This is a genomic window from Ignavibacteriota bacterium (genome assembly GCA_016716225.1).
GTDB lineage: Bacteria > Bacteroidota > Ignavibacteria > Ignavibacteriales > Melioribacteraceae.
This window is the reverse complement of the sequence record JADJWT010000001.1, coordinates 695,154-714,111: the sequence shown is the minus strand read 5'-3', so window position 1 is coordinate 714,111 and position 18,958 is coordinate 695,154. Positions and strand designations below refer to the sequence as shown.

At 30.0% G+C, this 18,958-nt stretch carries 15 protein-coding genes; 9 read left to right on the top strand and 6 right to left on the bottom strand.

Annotated features, from left to right (window positions below; translation table 11 throughout):
- The first annotated feature begins 172 nt into the window (after window positions 1–172).
- Window positions 173–1,978, top strand: a complete 1,806-nt coding sequence (typA, locus tag IPM32_03030; GenBank protein MBK8944223.1) for a translational GTPase TypA — start codon at window positions 173–175, stop codon at window positions 1,976–1,978.
- A 188-nt stretch (window positions 1,979–2,166) separates the two neighbouring features.
- Here typA and IPM32_03025 read toward each other — a convergent pair whose 3' ends face one another.
- The gene (locus tag IPM32_03025; protein ID MBK8944222.1) at window positions 2,167–2,784 is read right to left on the bottom strand and encodes a threonylcarbamoyl-AMP synthase; all 618 of its coding nucleotides are present in this window, start codon (window positions 2,782–2,784) and stop codon (window positions 2,167–2,169) included.
- A 344-nt stretch (window positions 2,785–3,128) separates the two neighbouring features.
- Between IPM32_03025 and queC the strand changes: the two genes are divergently transcribed.
- The 5 genes from queC (at window position 3,129) to IPM32_03000 (ending at window position 9,324) form a co-directional block, all read left to right on the top strand.
- A complete protein-coding gene (gene queC, locus IPM32_03020; protein MBK8944221.1) occupies window positions 3,129–3,821 on the top strand; it encodes a 7-cyano-7-deazaguanine synthase QueC in 693 nt (230 codons plus the stop codon).
- Window positions 3,822–3,831: 10 nt separating this feature from the next.
- A complete protein-coding gene (gene queF / locus IPM32_03015) occupies window positions 3,832–4,206 on the top strand; it encodes an NADPH-dependent 7-cyano-7-deazaguanine reductase QueF (GenBank protein MBK8944220.1) in 375 nt (124 codons plus the stop codon).
- Window positions 4,207–4,419: 213 nt separating this feature from the next.
- Entirely contained in the window at window positions 4,420–5,811 is a 1,392-nt protein-coding gene (locus IPM32_03010) for a tyrosine phenol-lyase (GenBank protein ID MBK8944219.1), read from the top strand.
- 135 nt (window positions 5,812–5,946) lie between these two features.
- Window positions 5,947–8,490, top strand: a complete 2,544-nt coding sequence (glnD, locus tag IPM32_03005) for a [protein-PII] uridylyltransferase (protein MBK8944218.1) — start codon at window positions 5,947–5,949, stop codon at window positions 8,488–8,490.
- Between the two features lie 6 nt (window positions 8,491–8,496).
- Entirely contained in the window at window positions 8,497–9,324 is an 828-nt protein-coding gene (locus IPM32_03000; protein ID MBK8944217.1) for a glutamate racemase, read from the top strand.
- 87 nt (window positions 9,325–9,411) lie between these two features.
- On the opposite strand, the gene IPM32_02995 is transcribed toward IPM32_03000, so the two are convergent.
- From IPM32_02995 to lysA, 4 genes are all read right to left on the bottom strand, one after another.
- Window positions 9,412–9,942: an NUDIX hydrolase gene (locus tag IPM32_02995; protein ID MBK8944216.1), complete on the bottom strand. Its 531-nt coding sequence runs from the start codon at window positions 9,940–9,942 to the stop codon at window positions 9,412–9,414.
- A gap of 40 nt (window positions 9,943–9,982) precedes the next feature.
- The gene (locus IPM32_02990) at window positions 9,983–10,324 is read right to left on the bottom strand and encodes a DUF1232 domain-containing protein (GenBank protein ID MBK8944215.1); all 342 of its coding nucleotides are present in this window, start codon (window positions 10,322–10,324) and stop codon (window positions 9,983–9,985) included.
- A gap of 75 nt (window positions 10,325–10,399) precedes the next feature.
- A complete protein-coding gene (locus IPM32_02985) occupies window positions 10,400–12,427 on the bottom strand; it encodes a S9 family peptidase (protein MBK8944214.1) in 2,028 nt (675 codons plus the stop codon).
- 76 nt (window positions 12,428–12,503) lie between these two features.
- Window positions 12,504–13,763, bottom strand: a complete 1,260-nt coding sequence (gene lysA / locus IPM32_02980; GenBank protein ID MBK8944213.1) for a diaminopimelate decarboxylase — start codon at window positions 13,761–13,763, stop codon at window positions 12,504–12,506.
- Between the two features lie 142 nt (window positions 13,764–13,905).
- On the opposite strand from lysA, the gene IPM32_02975 reads away from it, so the two are divergent.
- Both IPM32_02975 and serS read left to right on the top strand, forming a co-directional pair.
- Window positions 13,906–16,362: a leucine--tRNA ligase gene (locus IPM32_02975; GenBank protein ID MBK8944212.1), complete on the top strand. Its 2,457-nt coding sequence runs from the start codon at window positions 13,906–13,908 to the stop codon at window positions 16,360–16,362.
- 136 nt (window positions 16,363–16,498) lie between these two features.
- Window positions 16,499–17,776 (top strand): serine--tRNA ligase, encoded by a 1,278-nt coding sequence (gene serS, locus IPM32_02970; GenBank protein MBK8944211.1) that lies wholly within the window; start codon window positions 16,499–16,501, stop codon window positions 17,774–17,776.
- A gap of 93 nt (window positions 17,777–17,869) precedes the next feature.
- On the opposite strand, the gene IPM32_02965 is transcribed toward serS, so the two are convergent.
- Window positions 17,870–18,445, bottom strand: a complete 576-nt coding sequence (locus IPM32_02965; GenBank protein MBK8944210.1) for a YdeI/OmpD-associated family protein — start codon at window positions 18,443–18,445, stop codon at window positions 17,870–17,872.
- A gap of 159 nt (window positions 18,446–18,604) precedes the next feature.
- Between IPM32_02965 and IPM32_02960 the strand changes: the two genes are divergently transcribed.
- Window positions 18,605–18,928, top strand: a complete 324-nt coding sequence (locus IPM32_02960; protein MBK8944209.1) for a hypothetical protein — start codon at window positions 18,605–18,607, stop codon at window positions 18,926–18,928.
- The last annotated feature ends 30 nt before the right edge of the window (window positions 18,929–18,958 follow it).

The following is an 18,958-nucleotide window of genomic DNA, read 5'->3' as shown; positions in this document are numbered from 1 at the left end:
TAGATCCCGAAATAAATTCGGGATGACAAGCAAAAAGATCTAACACAAAAAAATTTTTTTTCAGATGTTTTTCTAAGCTAAAATTCATTTAATCTGCTGAAATTAGTTTTATCAATCCAAGTACTAATTTAGAATTTTCAGTATTTTTCAATTCCAATAAAAAAGGTATTATTTGAAAAAGTTAAGAAACATAGCAATTATTGCTCACGTTGATCATGGCAAAACTACTTTGGTTGATCAATTATTAAAACAAGGAAACGTATTTAGAAAAAACCAAGTTGTGCAAGCTCAATTTTTGGATTCCAATGATTTGGAGCGCGAAAGGGGAATTACAATTCTCGCAAAAAATATTAGCATTCCTTATAAAGATGTAAAAATTAATTTAATTGATACTCCCGGTCACTCTGATTTTGGCGGTGAAGTTGAACGAGTTTTAAAAATGGCAGACGGAGTTTTGCTTTTGGTTGATTCTTTTGAAGGACCAATGCCGCAAACAAGATTTGTTCTTGAGAAAGCTTTGCATCTACATTTAAAACCAATTGTTGTAATTAATAAAATTGATAGACCAGATAATCGTCCGGCAGAAGTTCTAGATGAAATATACGACTTATTTATTGATTTGGATGCCGATGAAAATCAGCTTGATTTTCCGGTAATATATGCAAGTGGAAGAGACGGATGGTGCGTTAAAGATTTAAAAGATGAAAGAAAAGATTTGGTTCCACTTCTTGATACAATTGTTGAAAAAATTCCCCAGCCAATTTTTGATAATGGCTCAGTTCAAATGCAAGTTACAACTTTGGATTATAATGATTATGTCGGAAGAATTGGAATAGGCAGAGTTTTTAGAGGAATTCTAAAAAAAGGTGATTCCTTAAGTATTATTAAACGAAATGGAACAATTCATAAAATTTCGATAAAGCAATTATTTTTATTTGAAGGTTTGGAACGAAAAGAAGTTGAAGAAGTTTTAGCCGGAGATATTTGTGCAGTAGTTGGAATTGAAGATATTGATATTGGCGATACAATTGCGGATAGTGAAAATCCCGAACCACTTCCAATAATTTCTATTGATGAACCAACAATTAGTATGAACTTTACGGTAAATACTTCTCCATTTTACGGAAAAGAAGGGAAATATGTAACCTCTAGACATTTGCACGAACGACTGCAAAAAGAACTTCAGCAAAATGTAGCATTACAAGTTCATGAAACCGGTTCTCCGGATACATTAAAAGTTAGTGGAAGAGGAATTTTACATCTCTCGATATTAATTGAAAATATGAGAAGAGAAGGTTACGAATTAGCAATTGGTCCGCCAAAAGTTATTTATAAAGAAATTGATACAAAAAAAGCAGAGCCAATAGAAATATTAGTTATTGACGTTCCAAATGAAACAGCGGGAAAAGTTATTGAACTTGTTGGACAAAAACGCGGCGAGCTTATAAAAATGGAGCAAAAAGGAAGTTTAACAAAACTAGAATTTCATATTCCTTCAAGAGGATTAATGGGATTAAGAAATAAAGTTTTAACCGTAACTTCCGGCGAAGGAATTATGCATCATAGATTTTATCAATATGAATATTTTAAAGGTTCTATTGCACACAGACAAAACGGGGTTTTAATTTCAATGCATGAAGGACAAGCTACGGCTTACGCAATTGATTCTTTGCAAGACAGAGGCAAATTTTTTATTGATCCGGGCGATGTTGTCTATCAAGGCCAAATTGTTGGCGAATACAATAAAGATAATGATATTGAAGTTCATGTACAGCGCGGAAAAAAATTAACAAATATGCGAGCTTCCGGTTCAGATAAGGCTGCAAAAATTGCTCCTTCAATAAAATTTACTTTGGAAGAAGCGCTTGAATATATTAAGGATGATGAATTGGTTGAAGTAACTCCCAAATCAATTAGGATGAGAAAATTATATCTTGATACAAACGAAAGAAAAAGATTTAACTTAAAGAAAATTTGATTTTGTTTTTTGTTTTTAAGATTAGGTGAAAAAATTTTGATTTGAAATTTGCCTCTATTTGTTATTGTGATCTTGGTTCAGAATCTTTTAAAATTTAATTTGATTAAGAATCTGAAATAATCCGATTGTTAACGGACAGTTTGACAAATTATTAAAATATGGCATCTTTAATAACGAATCTTTTCTTATTAATAATTTGTAAAAAAAGATAAATCTCCGGAACCTTCTCTAACAATTTCAACGGTATCTCCGCTTAAATCAATAATGCTGGAAGGAACTCCATTTAATGCACCCATTGAAAGCATTAAATCAACACTTGTGTTAAAAATTGTTTTAATTTCCAAAGGATCGTAAATTAATTCACCTTTTCTGGTAGTTGCGCTTGTGCTGATAATTGGATTTCCTAATTCTTGAGCCAAAGATCTTGCAATGTTATTATCCGGTACACGAATTCCAACCGTTTTTCTTTTCGTCCATAATAATTTTGGAACTTCTTTTGATGCTTGTAAAACAAATGTGTAAGGACCGGGAATTAATTTCTTCATCGCTCTATATGCAAAATCAGAAACTTTAGCATATTTGGAAATATCTTTCAAATCGGAACATAGAAAACTAAATAGTTTTGTTTCGGTTTCATTTTTAATTGAGTAAATTCTTTCAACGGCTTCTTTGTTAAAAATATCGCAGCCCAAACCATAAACTGTATCGGTTGGATAAATTATTACTCCGCCTTCTTTCAAAACTTCAACCGCTTTGTTTAAATATCTTTGCTGCGGATTAACTGGATGTAATTCGTAAAATTCCATATTTCCCCCAATTCCCCAAAAGAATAAAATAACTTTTACTAAGCTAAATCTTATAAAAAATAATTCAAAAACCAATTTGAATAATTAAGTTAAATTGGGAAAAATATTGTTGTAATTTATTTTTTGTCTTTCTCATAATCATAATCTTAATCTTCTTAAAAATAATTTTTATTGTTCAGCTTTTGAGATTCCTTGATAAAATTAGCTTTATAATTCAAAATTATGCTTCAAAAATCTTGATTAAGATTAAGAAAAAGATTAGGATTATGAGTTGGAAGAACTTTATTAGAAAAATTAAATAAATAAGTATATTTACAGTTCAAAAATTCAGATTTGGAAAATAGATGAGTAAAGAACTTGCTGTTGTTGCAGTTAGCGGAGGATTAGATAGTTGTGTAACTACTGCAATTGCAAATCAATATTATGAATTAGCATTAGTGCATATAAATTACGGACAAAAAACAGAATCCAAAGAATTGCAATCATTTCATAAAATTGCAGATTATTTTAAAGTCAGCAAAAAATTAGTCATAGATTTTACGCATTTTCAGAAAATCGGCGGATCTTCTCTTACCGATAAAACAATGGAAATTACTCGTGCAAATTTAAATAATACGGAAGTTCCTACTTCTTACGTTCCATTTAGAAATGCGAATATATTATCTGCTTGTGTAAGCTGGGCAGAAATTATTGGTGCAAAAAGAATTTTTATTGGTGCAGTTTATGAAGATTCATCCGGATATCCGGATTGCCGACCGGAATTTTTTCAATCATTTGAGCAAACTGCAAATTTGGGAACAAAACCGGAAACTCAAATTAAAATTGAAACGCCAATTATTCATTTAACAAAAAAAGAAATAATAAAATTAGGATTGGATCTGAAAGCTCCATTACAACTAACATGGTCATGTTACAGTAACGATGAAGAAGCTTGCGGTATTTGTGATAGCTGTGCATTACGTTTGCGGGGTTTCCAAAGTTTAAATATTGTTGATCCAATTCCATACAAAGAAATTCCAAATTATAAAGAAAACTAAGGGAAAGTAAATGCAGAACAAAAGAAAAATTTTAGAAACATTTGAAAATGAATATCAAGATAGAGATTATATGATTGAACATACTGCGCCGGAGTTTACGTCTGTTTGTCCTAAAACCGGACAGCCGGATTTCGCAACTATCGTTCTTGAATATATTCCAAATAAACTTTGCATAGAATTAAAATCATATAAATTTTATCTCAACTCATTTAGAAATGACGGAATTTATTTTGAAAGCGTAACTAACAGAATTTTAGATGATTTAGTTACAGTTTGTAAACCAAGATATATGAAGATCAGAGCCGAGTTTAATACCCGCGGGGGAATTTCATCTGTAATTGAAGTTGAGTACGAAAAAGAAGAAGAAATAAGTAGTCTCAATTAAAATTTTTTGTGAAAACAAATTTTTCAAATATTGAATTTTACAGCACTCAATGTATTTTTTTTGGCAGAGTAAAATTTTGTCTTGCTCTGCTTCTTCCAAATCTAACATTTTTTAAACAAAGAAAACTTCTGTTATACAAATACATGGCAATGCTATAGCTTAACTTAATTTATGTAAAAATCTAAAACAATTTTTAATAATAAGGAGTTTACAATGATTAAGAAAAAAATTACAAAACGAAGCTGGGCAGAACCGTTCAAAATTAAAGTTGTTGAACCTTTAAAAATGACAACAAGAGCAGAGCGAGAAAAAGCTATAAAAGAAGCCGGGTACAATACTTTTCTTTTAAAATCTGAAGATGTGTATATTGATCTTTTGACTGATAGCGGAACAAATGCAATGAGTGATAATCAGTGGGCTGGAATGATGATTGGTGATGAAGCTTATGCCGGAAGTAAAAACTTTTATCACTTGTGGGATAATATTAAAAAGTATTACGGATTTCCTTACTTTGTCCCAACGCATCAAGGAAGAGCCGCTGAACATATGATTTCTAAAATATTAATTACGCCGGGTGATTACATTCCGGGCAATATGTATTTTACAACAACAAGACTTCACCAAGAATTAGCCGGCGCAACTTTTGTTGATGTTATTATTGATGAAGCACATGATCCCGATAATGAACATTTATTTAAAGGAAATATTGATATTCAAAAATTAGAAGATTTGATAAAAAAAGTCGGTGCAAAAAAAATTCCTTATGTAAGTATGGCTGGACCAGTAAATATGGCTGGCGGTCAACCTTTTTCAATGCAAAACTTAAAAGAAGTAAAAAAAGTTTGCGATAAACATGGGATACAACTTTGGTTTGATGCAACTCGCGCAACAGAAAATGCATATTTTATTCAAGAAAGAGAGAAAGGCTATAAATCAAAAACAATTGCACAAATATTCTTAGAAATGTGTTCTTATTTTGAAGGAGTTTGGGTAAGTGCGAAAAAAGATTTAATGGTAAATATCGGCGGAATAATTGCTACCAAAAATAAAAAAGTATACGAAGAAGCAAGAAATATGGTTGTAATTTATGAAGGCTTACACACTTATGGTGGTCTTGCCGGAAGAGATATGGAAGCTATGGCAATTGGAATTGAAGAAATGTTGGATTATAATAATATTCATGCAAGAATTGGACAAATAAGATATTTCGGAGATCAGCTTGCTCAGTATGGAGTTCCGTTTGTTCAACCAATCGGTGGACATGCGATATTTTTGAATGCTAAAAAATTTCTTCCTCATGTAAAACAAGATCAGTATCCGGCGCAAACATTAGCTGCAGAAATTTATATTGATTCCGGTGTTAGAACAATGGAAAGAGGAATTGTTTCAGCGGGAAGAAATAAAGAAACCGGTGAAAATAATTATCCTAAATTGGAATTGGTAAGATGTACATTTCCACGCAGAGTTTATACTCAAGCTCACATTGATGTTACGGTTGAATCAATTGCAAGCGTTTTTCAAAATAGAAAATCTGTGAAAGGATTAAAAATGGTTTATGAACCAAAGTATTTAAGATTCTTTCAAGCAAGATTTAAAAAATTATAGAAAATAATTTTTGATATAATTAAATCTCGCAAGCTTAACATAAATAGTTTGCGGGATTTTTTTTTTGTATAATTATCAGTCAAAAAAATAAACAAAATGTAAAACTTATTTTCTCATGAAATAATTTTTTAATGTATGGAAAATTTTCGAGAACAATTTTTAACCGATAGAAACCGACTATTTAATGATGAAGAATTAATAAAAAATTCATATAAATTTTGCGTCCGTTACAGTTTATTAGTCGAAGAATATATTATAAAAATTATAAAACCCCAATCAGTTGATTGCGTTATGGTTGCTGCCGGCGGCTTTAGCAGACGCGAATTATCTCCTTATTCGGATATTGATTTAATGTTTATCATACAGAAAGTTGAAACCCATGAACAAAACATTAGAGATGCAGTTACAAAACTTTGGGATGCGGGAATTGAAGTTTCACATACAGTAAGAACTTTTGGCGATATTCAAAAATTTATGAACGAGGATCTTCATGCATTTACACAATTTTTTGAAACACGGTTTTTAATCGGCAATAAATTATTATATGATGAATGGAATAGAAAAGTTTTTGAAATAATTGAAAAGACAGACGAGAAACAGTTAATTTTTGATCTTTTTGACGATGTTGAATTACGTTACAAAAAATATGGAAGTTCACCAAAAGTTTTAGAACCAAATGTAAAATTTACCGGCGGCGGATTGCGCGATATTCATTGCGTTGAATGGATGTACTCGATTAAAAACAATATTCTACTTTCTAATCAAGATGAAATAACTCACACCGAAATTTTTCTCAAAACAATTTTAGAAAACGGAACAATAAATAGAAAAGCATATAAAAGATTATTTGATAGTTACCAAACTATATTGAATGCTAGAAATCATCTTCATCTTGTTGAAGGAAGAAAAAATGACCGATTAGAATTTGAACAGCAAGAACAAATTGCTAATAGATTAGGATATAAAAAAAGTGACTGGAAAGAATTTATGTACAGTTACTTTAGGGCTACTACAATTCTTAATCGTTTTTCAAAAACTATGATGAAGAGATATAAGCATTCTTATGCAACTGCAATTTCAAATTTTTTATCAATTGATCTTGATGATGATTTTGAAATAAAAGGAAATATTTTACTCTTTAAAGGAGACAGAATTTTAAATATTTCGGAAATTATGCGTGCATTTTATTATCGTGCAGTTCATGATGCAATTTTTGAATTGAATCTCCGTTCTTTAGTTATTGAAAGTATTCATTTAATTGAAGAAACGCAAACTCCGGAAGTTACTTCATCGGTTTTCTTTAGAGAATTATTAAAACTTCCGGCAAATGTTGCTAAAACATTATCTTCAATGAATGAGTTCAGTTTTTTGGATGTTGTATTACCCGAATTCAAAAGTTTAAATGGGTTTTTCCAGCCCGGAGTTTATCATTGCTATACTGCCGATGAACATACACTTGTTGCAATGCAGAACATCGAAAATTTAGCAAATGAAGACAATCATATTGCAAAAATTTATAAATCCGTTCAATCAAAAGATTTATTATATCTTGCAACTCTTTTACATGATATTGGAAAACCAATAAGTGTTTCCGGTCATGAAATTATCGGTGCAGAAATAGCCAATAGCATTATGCAGAATTTAGGTTACGGACAAAATGAAATTTTATTTGTTCAATTTTTAATTCGTCATCATCTTACAATGGAACAAGTTTCTTTCAGAAGAGATTTAAATGATCCGGCAACACTTGATAATTTTATTTCGATATTTCCTACAATAAAATCACTTGATTATTTATACATTTTAACTTACGCAGATTTATCTGCCGTAAATCCGCAAGTCTGGACAAAATGGAAAGCTGATCTTTTGCATGAATTATATTTGAAAGCGAAATCAATGCTTATGGAACAGCTTTCCGGTGAAGAGTTAATGAGCGCAAGATCATTCCAACTTGTTAATGATAATTACAATGATAACGCAGTAATGGCTGAACATCTTGATCAAGTTGATGATTTAGGTTATGTTTTCCATTTTTCGGAAGATGAAATAAATCAGCATATTGAAGAAATTGAAAAAGGTTCAAAGGTTGCAGTATTTTTTAAAGAAAGCGAAAATTTTACTAACATCACAATTCTTACAAAAGATTCTGATGCTTTACTGGCAAGGCTTTGCGGTGCTTTAGCAATTAATGATTTGAATATTCACGATGCAAGAATATTTACACGAAAAGATGCAATTGTGATTGATAGCTTTAGTGTTTCGGATTTTAGAACTAATTCCATTGTTGATAATTCTCGATATCAAAAAATAGAAAAAGATGTAAAAGCTGCTATCCTCAATGAGTTGAAAATTGATAAAGAATTTGAACGAGTAAAACAAAAATGGAAAAGAATACTTAGTGCTGCAACTACACAAACAAAAAATATTTTTATTGATTTTGAAAATCAGCATAACTTTTCAATTATTGAAGTACATTCGCCAGATAAAATCGGTTTGCTTTATACAATTACAAATAAACTTGCAGAACTTGGATTGGCAGTTTCATTTGCAAAAATTGTAACAAAGCTTGATGGAATTATTGATGTTTTTTATGTTCTAAAAAATAACGGACAAAAATTAAGAAAGAGTGAATTTGAATTTATTAGGTCTGAATTAATTACTGAAATAAAGGGATTATAAATTTTAATGAATTTTATGAACAAGACAAATCCAATTGGAGTTTTTGATTCCGGCATTGGAGGATTAACAGTTGTAAAAAGTGTAAACTCATTTTTACCAAGTGAAAAAATAATTTACTTTGGCGATACAGCTCGTGTGCCATATGGATCCAAATCTAATACTACAATTATAGAATATTCAATTCAAGATGCACAATTTTTAGCAAAAAAAAATGTTAAATTAATTATTGTTGCATGCAATACAGCTTCTTCGGTAGCTCTTGATGAACTTAGAAATAAATTTGATGTTCCAATAATTGGAATGATAAATCCCGGAGCAAAAGTGGCAATTAAAGAAACAAAGAATAATAAAATTGGAGTTATTGGAACAGAAACAACTGTTTCAAATCAAGCATATTCAAAAGTGATAAAAAATATAAATCCCGAAATTGAAGTAATTGAAAAAGCTTGTCCGCTATTTGTACCGCTTGCAGAAGAAGGTTGGATAAATCATCCGGCAACAAAATTAATAGCTCAAGAATATTTAGCTGATTTGAAAAAGGCGAAAATTGATACTTTGATTTTGGGATGTACACATTACCCGATTTTGAAAGATGTGATTCAAGAAGTGATTGGCAAAAATGTAAAATTAATTGATTCCGGTTCTGCTGCTTCAGTAGAAGTAAATGAATATTTAGAAGGCAGAGGAATTAAAAATTACCAGCATAATATCGGCAAACATGAATTCTATGTTAGTGATGTTCCAAAAAAATTTAACGAAATTGCAAGTAGATTTTTAGGTAAAGAATTGGAACATCTTGAAAAAGTTGATCTTGAAGAAATTATAAATGTTTGATTCTAAATTTTCTCAATATGTGAAAATAAAGAAGCCATCATTTTAAACGATGGCTTCTCTTTTAAATTACCAAAAATTCCAAAGGCATTATTTAATTTTATTCTGATAAAAATGAACTCCGCTTATAGTTTTAGCATCAACAATTTTTCCGGAAGAAATCATTTCATTTATTTCATCTAAAGTAAATTCATAAATTTCCATACCTTGTTCACCTTCATCTCTATTATGATTTCCCTCTTTTAAATTTTCAGCTAAATAAATGTAAAGTATTTCATTGCAAAACCCGGGAGAAGTATAAATTTTTCCAAGAGGTAAAATTGAATCTGCAGAATAACCAGTTTCCTCTGTAAGTTCACGTGTTGCACAAACAAAAGGATCTTCACCTTTTTCTAATTTTCCAGCAGGAAGTTCAAACATCCATTCTCCAAAAGGATAGCGGTATTGTTTAACTAAAATTATCTTTTTGTTTTCTAAAACGGGAACAACAACAGCTCCGCCATTGTGAATAATTACTTCTCTTATTCCCAAATTTCCGGAAGTATATTCTATTTGATCAACTTTAATATCAAATACTATTCCGTTAAAAACGGTATCAGATTTTTTGAGAATAAAATTCATATATGACTTTTCAATATTTATTGAATAAAATTAAAATTATTTATTTATCATAAAACGGAACTAACTCACTTCCAAGATATTTTATAACGGCAGTTATCACACCTAAATCATCCAAGTAACCAATTAATGGAGAAATATCCGGAATTGTATCTATCGGTATAATAAAATAAACTAATGCTCCGACTACAATTGTTTTTCTATACCATGGAATTTGTTTATCTCGAAAGTAATTAAACAATGCTTTAATATCCTTTGTGAAAGAAATCTTTTTCCCAATTCTCTCTACTTTCTCCCAAAGATTTTCTTCAATAAATTCTTTTCCATGAAGATATTTTTCATGCGAAGAATAATCATCGCCAATATCATTTAATGAATTTTCCATATATTCGTGTTCTTCAAGTTCGCTGATATCCGGATTTTTAATATAATCTTTCATTTCTTTTCCATTCAATAAAAATTATTTTTTGTTTTCGTTTAACCAATCATAAATTGTATTCCACCACAATTTTGCATTTTGAGGTTTTGTTACAAAATGATATTCATCAGGGAAATATAAAAATCTACTTTTTACACCAACTCTTTGCAAAGAAGTAAATAATTCCATTGCTTGTCCTATTGGAACTCTAAAATCATATTCGCCGTGAATTACAAGCATTGGAGTTTTGAAGTTTTGCAAATAATTATGCGGCGACCATTTTTTATATAGCTCTCTATTTTCCCAAGGTGTTCCACCGTTTTCCCATTCCGGAAACCAAAGTTCTTCAGTTGTTCCATACATACTTTCTAAATTAAAAACACCGGCATGACAAATCAATGCATTAAATCTGTTGGTATGACCCGCAATCCAATTTATCATATATCCACCGTAAGATGCTCCTGCTGCAAATATATTTTGAGAATCAATAAAATCATAATTGTTAATTGCATAATCTAAAGAATTCATTAAATCAGTATAAACTTTTCCGCCCCAATCTTGTGAAATTTCATCAGTGAATTTTTGTCCGTAGCCAAAACTGCCTCTGGGATTTGTAGCTACTACAACATAACCTTGAGCTGCAAACATTTGTGTATTCCATCTATAATGAAAATCGTCAGTCCAATGTCCTTGAGGTCCGCCGTGGATTAAAAACATTAATGGATATTTTATATTTGGATTAAAAAATGGCGGTTTAACCAATATTGATTGGACTTTTGCATCTTCAGCACCTTCTGCCCAAAAAGTTTCAATAGGAATCATTTCAATTTTTGAAAGAAGTTCCGCATTAATATTTGTGATTTGTTTTAAATTTTTACCATTTATATCAATTGAAAAAATTTCATACGGCAAATTTGATTTTTGATTTTTAAAAAATATTTTATCACCATTTGGTGAAAGTGTGATTGTTGAAACATCTACTTTTTCAGCAATTGTAAATAATTCCTTTGTTGAAATATCAATTCTATAAATAGAATTATAAATTGTATTGGCGGCAGTGAAATAAATAAATTTTGCATCATGCGACCAAATAATTTCTCCAGCTGATAAATCAATTGAAGAAGTTAAATCAATTTCAATATTCAAATTTCTATTGTATAAAATTATTCTTTGTTTATCAGATTCAAATCCAGCTCGCTCCATTGAGCAAAAAGCGATATATTTCCCATCGGGAGAATAAATTGGCTGATTATCATTACCTAAACTATTAGAAATTTTTTTATATGGAGTTGATTCGTTGTCTTTTATATCAGCCAAATTTAAAATAAAAATATCATTATTTGTACTTGTTGCAAGAAAATTACTTTCATTCATTGTGAATGCAATTTCATTTCCATCCGGTGAAAATGAATAATCATTTGCACTTCCTAAAGCAATTGGAGGAACATCAAATCTCAAATCTTGATTTAAATCTATATAATTTCCTTCACCAATTTTGTGCAAAAACAAATGATTGTATTTCGGTCCGCGCCAGTCGTTCCAATGTCTGTACATTAATTCTGTGAATATTTCTGCTTTAATTTTGCTATTTGCTCTTTCAACATCTTTAGCTTTGTTGCATGATTGATTTTTACAATCCGCATAAACTTGTGAAGAAAAAATAATTTGATTTTTGGAAGGAGCAAATTTTACACCGCTAACACCGGAATAAAAATCTGTAACTTTTGATCTTAAAGTATCATTTATTTTTTGTGAAAATAATTGATCTCCGAGATTGTAGAAAACTTTATCTTTTATTATTTGCGGCGACGAAACGCTTTTATCAATATTTACAAATTCATTTAACTCGGTTCCATCAGAATTTACAATCCATAAATTTGATTTACCTTTATTTTCTTGCATGTTATAAGTAGTAACATCAAATATTATTTTCTTACCATCTTCAGATACTGTGAACGAACCAATTCTTTTCATATTCCATAAATCATCAACAGATAATGCATGTTTATCCTGTGCAAATAAGTGAAAGTTAATTAGTAGAATGTTAACTAGTAAAATTATTTTTTTCATATAAATACTCTGTTTGATACTTAAAGGTTTACAAAATAATGATTTCAAATTTATAAATGAAAGTCAAAATTATTACTCAAATCAATTTTTCATTCTGCCACATTTGTTCAAAAGTTTCTCTTTCTCTAATAACGAAAAATTTATCATCATCTACTAAAACTTCTGCGGCTCTTCTTCTTGCATTATAGTTAGATGACATTACCATTCCATAAGCTCCACAAGACATTACGGCAATTAAATCATTTTTATCACATTTTGAAATATTTCTATTCTTTGCTAAAAAATCTCCACTTTCGCAAACGGGACCAACAACATCTGCAATTATATCTTCATTATTTTTAATCTCAATCGGTTGAATGTGATGATAAGCCTTATAAATACTTGGTCGAAGCAAATCTGTCATTGCAGAATCGACGACAATAAAATTTTTATCTAAATTTGTTTTTGTGTAAAGAACTTTTGATAGAAGAATTCCGCCATTTGCAGTTAAAGCTCTTCCCGGCTCAAAAAATATTTCACAATCTGTTTGCTTTAAAATCGGCACAATTTCATTTGCTAAATCATCAATAGAAAATAAATTTTCATCATTATATTTAACTCCGTATCCACCGCCAATATCAATGTGTTTAATATTGATTCCAAATTCCTTTAAAGAATTTACTAAATTGATTATTTTTTTAACCGCATCAATATATGGCTGAATAGTTGTAATTTGAGAACCGATATGCATATCAATTCCCAAAAGTTTAACATTGGAAAGTTTGCTCACTTCAATAAAAATTTTTATTGCTAAAGTTTCATCAATACCAAATTTATTTTCTGCTAATCCGGTAGAAATATACGGATGCGTTGCCGGATCAACATTTGGATTTACTCTAATTGCCAAAGGAGCAATTTTATTTAAACTTTTTGCAATTTCATTTATTCGATTTATTTCTTGGATTGATTCCGCTTTTAGTAATAAAATTTCATTTTCTAAAGCCAATTGAATTTCTTCATCAGTTTTACCAACGCCGGACATTATCATTTCTTTTGGAGAAACTCCCGCAGCTGAAGCTCTGTAAAATTCACCAGCTGAGTTTACATCAATTCCAGCCCCAAGCTGATTGAATAATCTGATAACATTTATATTATAATTTGCTTTTGTTGCATAAAATATTTTATGAGAAATTTCTTTGAACGAATTATTGAAAGATTTGTAACTATCCATAAAAAATTTTTTGCTGTAAATAAATGTTGGAGTTCCAATTTCAGAAGATATTTCTCCAAGATTTAAGTTTTCACAAAAAAGTTTATCGTTCTTATAAGTAAAATACTCAGATTCAAAATAATTCATTATGTATTCCAGATTTTAAAAATTTGTAATCAAAATATCTCAAAAAGTGAACACAAATAGAAGCAATTTACTTGCTAATCTTGATAAACCCTAAGCTTTTTAATAGCTTTCTACTTCTTTTATAAAATATTGTTGATTAAAAATGAAATATCCACATCAAGAAGTTGAAAAAAAATGGCAGAAGTTTTGGGAAGATAATAAGATATTTAAAACTGATCTTTCCGATTTAGAAAAAAAATTATATACACTTGTAATGTTTATTTATCCTTCAGGTTCAAAAACTCATATTGGACATTGGTATAATTATGCTCCCACAGATTCTTGGGCACGTTTTAAAAAATTAAGAGGAAACAATGTTTTTGAACCGATGGGATATGATGCATTTGGATTGCCCGCAGAAAATTATGCGATAAAAACCGGAGTACATCCACAAGATTCTACATTTAAAAATATAAGTGATATTAGAGAACAATTGAAAACAATGGGCTGTATGTATGATTGGGATGCAGAATTAATGACGTGTGTTCCAGAATATTACAAATGGAATCAATGGTTATTTCTGAAATTATTTGAAAAAGATTTAGCTTATAGAAAAAAAGCACCAGTTAATTGGTGTCCTTCTTGCCAAACAGTTTTGGCAAATGAACAAGTTCAAAATGATGGAACATGTGAACGTTGCGGAACTATTGTTGAACAGAAAAATTTAACACAATGGTTTTTCAAAATTACCGATTATGCGGAAGATCTTCTTTCCGGACTTGATAATATTGAATGGCCGGAAAAAACCAAAACTATGCAGCGAAATTGGATTGGTAAAAGTATTGGTGCAGAAATTAAATTTAAAATTGATAATTCAGATGATGAATTTATTGTATTTACAACCAGACCGGATACTTTGTTTGGAGCAACATACATGGTGCTTTCTCCAGAACATCCATTAGTTGGAAAAATTACGATTGACAAACAAAAGAGTGAAGTATTTGATTATCAAGAAAAAGTTAAAAATTTATCTGAGATTGATAGAACATCAACAGTTAAAGAAAAAACCGGTGCATTCACTGGTGCATTTGCAATCAATCCGGCAAATAATAAAAAAATTCCAATTTGGATTGCAGATTATGTTTTAATGACATACGGAACCGGAGCAATAATGGCAGTGCCGGGACAAGATGAAAGAGATTGGGAATTTGCAGAAAAATTTAATTTGCCAATTATTAGAACTGTTCAACCTAAAGCTGGATTTGATGGAAAAGCTTTTACAGAAGATGGTCCGGCAATTAATAGTGAGTTTCTGAATGGATTAAATGTTAAAGAAGCTAAACAAAAAATGATTGATTGGCTTGTAGAAAATAATTTAGGAAAAGCAAAAGTTAATTATAGATTAAGAGATTGGTTAATATCACGACAAAGATATTGGGGAACACCAATTCCAATTATTCATTGTGAGAATTGCGGTGAAGTGCCGGTACCGATTGAAGATCTTCCGGTTAAGCTTCCATATGAAGTTGACTTTAAACACGATGGCGGTTCGCCGCTTGCTGGGAATTCAGATTTTGTAAATGCAATATGTCCTAATTGTAAAGCTCCGGCTAAACGTGAAGTTGATACAATGGATACTTTTGTTGATTCATCATGGTATTATTTACGTTATCTCAATCCCAAAATAAGCGATAAAATTTTTGATAATGATTTAGCTGATAAATGGACTCCGGTTGATACTTATGTAGGTGGTGCTGAACATGCAACAATGCATTTACTTTACGCAAGATTCATTCACAAATTTTTACGTGATTTGAAATTGATCAATAGTGATGAGCCTTTCCAAAGATTGATACATCAAGGCACAATTACAAATCAAGGTGCTAAAATGTCTAAATCAAAAGGAAATGTAGTTGATCCTGGAATTTTTACTAGCGAATATGGTTCAGATGTTTTCAGAATGTACTTAATGTTTATGGGTCCATATGATTTAGGCGGAGATTGGAGTGATAAAGGAATTGTTGGTGTTGACCGTTTTGTGCAAAGATCTTTTACACTTTTTCAAAATAATGAAAATGTGATGAAAGAAAATCCCTCCAAAGAAATTTATTTAATGAGTGATTTATCGGATGCTGAAAAAAATGTTTACAGAAAAGTTAATCAAACTTTAGATAAATATGATGGTGAATTAGAAAATTTTAGATTTAATGTTGCAGTTGCGTCTTTAATGGAATTATTAAACGAACTTATAAAATCACTACCAAATTGCAGGAAAGATTTAATTACTTATTCATTAGAAAGATTTGTGTATTTGCTTGCGCCGATTGCTCCTCATTTGGGTGAAGAATGTTGGCAGCTTTTAGGAAATGAATATTCAATTTATAAATTTAAACATGATTTTAAAGTAGATAAAAGTGCTTTAATTGTTGATGAAGTTACAGTTGTTGTGCAAGTTAATGGAAAAATTAGAGCTAAATTAGATTTCCCAGTTGACACTGAAGAATCAACAGTTAAAAATATTGCATTAAATGATGAAAATGTAAAAGCTCACACTGATGGGAAAATTATTGTTAAAGAAATTTACATCAAAAATAAAATCTATAATATTGTAGTTAAATAATAATAAATAAATATTTAATAATTGTCATGCCGCTTTGATTTTTAATATCGATATTTCAATTAACAAAATTCACAGATTCCGGAATTAACTTCGTTAATCCGGAATGACATTTTTTTGAAAATTTTTTGAAGGAAATATGTTAGACATAAAATTAATTAGAGAAAATCCCGAGTTTGTTAACAAAGGTTTGGAAAGTAAAAACGTTAAAAATGGAATTGATGAAATTATTTTGCTTGATTCATCTAGAAGAGAAAAACTGCAAAAAGTTGAAGATCTAAAAGCAAAAAGAAATTCTGCATCTCAAGAAATTGGTAAACTGAAAAAAGCTGGTCTAAATGCAGAAGCAATTATGGCAGAGATGAAGCAAGTCGGTGATGATATTAAAAAGTTAGATGATGAGTTAAAAGAAATAAATGATAATCTTCATGACAAAATGATTAGATTGCCAAACTTGCCACATTCATCATCCCCAATTGGTAAAAGTGCAGAAGATAACGTTGAAGCAAGACAATGGCTACCGGAAGGATTTGAAAAATCACCGGTTGAAAAACCATTAAATCATTTGGAGCTTGGAAGCAAACTTGGAATTTTAGATTTTGAGCGCGGCGCAAAAATTTCCGGTTCGGGATTTCCGGTTTATGTTGGCAAAGGTGCAACTTTAGAAAGAGCACTTATTAATTTTATGCTCGATTATCATCTTGAACATCATGGATATAAAGAAATATTTCCACCGTTTATGGTTAATGCTGAATCAATGTTTGGCACCGGACAATTACCGAAAATGCAAGAGGATATGTATTATGCCGAAAGAGACGATTTATATTTAGTTCCAACTGCAGAAGTTCCGGTTACAAATTTACATAGAGATGAAATTTTAAATGAAGATCAGCTTCCAATTAATTACGTTGCTTATTCAGCATGTTTCAGAAGAGAAGCCGGAAGTTACGGAAAAGAATCAAAAGGATTTTTAAGAGTTCATCAATTCAATAAAGTTGAAATGGTTAAAATTGTAAATCCGGAAGGCTCTTATGATCATTTAGAAAAATTAGTTTCCGATGCTGAAGATATTTTAAAGGAATTAAAAGTTCCATATAGAATTTTAATGTTGTGCAGCGGTGATTTAAGCTTTGCCGCATCAAAATGTTATGATATTGAAACTTGGTCGCCGGCGGAAAATAAATGGCTTGAAGCTTCTTCGTGCAGTAACTTTGAATCGTTCCAAGCAAGAAGAGCTAATATTAAATTCAGAAAAAAAGATGACAAAAAACCGGAATTTGTTCATACTTTAAATGGTTCGGGATTGGCTACAAGCAGATTAATGGTTTCAATTCTGGAAAATAATCAAACACCGGAAGGAAAAATTATTGTTCCAAAAGTTTTGCAGAAATATACTGGGTTTAATATAATCGGATAAAATTTCCAACTTAATAAATCTTTTCAAAGATGCGATCTTTTTAAAAGATTGCATCTTTAAAAATAATTTTCTGAATTTTGTCTTCTTTAAATCTCATCTTCTTAAAATGGGTATTCTCAAATTTTGTTCGGAAGATTCAATCAAAATATTTAATCTGCTTTTTTGTGTCTCTTCTCTTTTAGCGCTCATTACCCAATAAATTGTTATATGTTTTGCGGAAGGTGGAAGTTTACTAAAGTATTCCCAAGCAATTTTATTTTTCTTAATTTCATTTTCAAATTCTTTAGAAAGTTTTACATTTTTTCTTTCGTAAGAATATACTTTTGATTTTTCTACAGTCTTTTTATCAAAAGCTTCAAATCCTTTTTTATGAACCAATCCAAGTTTTGATAATCTTTCAAACTTATCAATATTTATTGCACTCCAATTACTTTTAGGATTTCGTGGAGTAAATCTATTGTAATAACTTTCCTCATTTATTGATCTTCGAATCCCGTCAATCCAGCCGAAACAAATTGCGACATCAACAGATTCAGACCAAGTAACAGTTGGCTTTTTAGTTTGAACTTTATAAAACCCCAACAATAATTCTTTTTCTGTTTCATGATTTTTTTCAAACCATTTTCTTAATTCCGCAGCATTTCTAAAGAACAAAATATTATTATTCATACAATACCTTTTGAAACAAAATTATTGAATTGGATTTATAAAAGTTATTCATTTTAAATTTTAATAATGAAAAAACTTCATTTAAAGATATTTTTCATTTTATTGATTTTTTCCCAAAATCAATTTGCTCAAGATTCCCTAAAATTTCTCCGAATTAATTTGATTGATTCAATAAATAATTCACTTCAAAATAATTTATCTTTCGAAAGTTTTGAATTAGAAACAAATAAAAATTCTATTTGTGTTGATAGTTTAAAAAATATAAAGGAATTATTCATGCACTTTAAAATGATGAGTGAATTTGATCCAAATTTAAGTTTAGCAAATCAAATGATAGAACATAATCAGCATAAAGAATTCATAATGAAATCGATTTCCGAATTTTATAAAAATCAACCAAATTATAATTTGGGTGAAGTTGGTAAATACTTAGGTTTAGTACAAAAATATTCTGCATTTTTACTTTTGTTTTTATCACTATGAACAAAAATTAATTTTGAAAACTGATTTTGT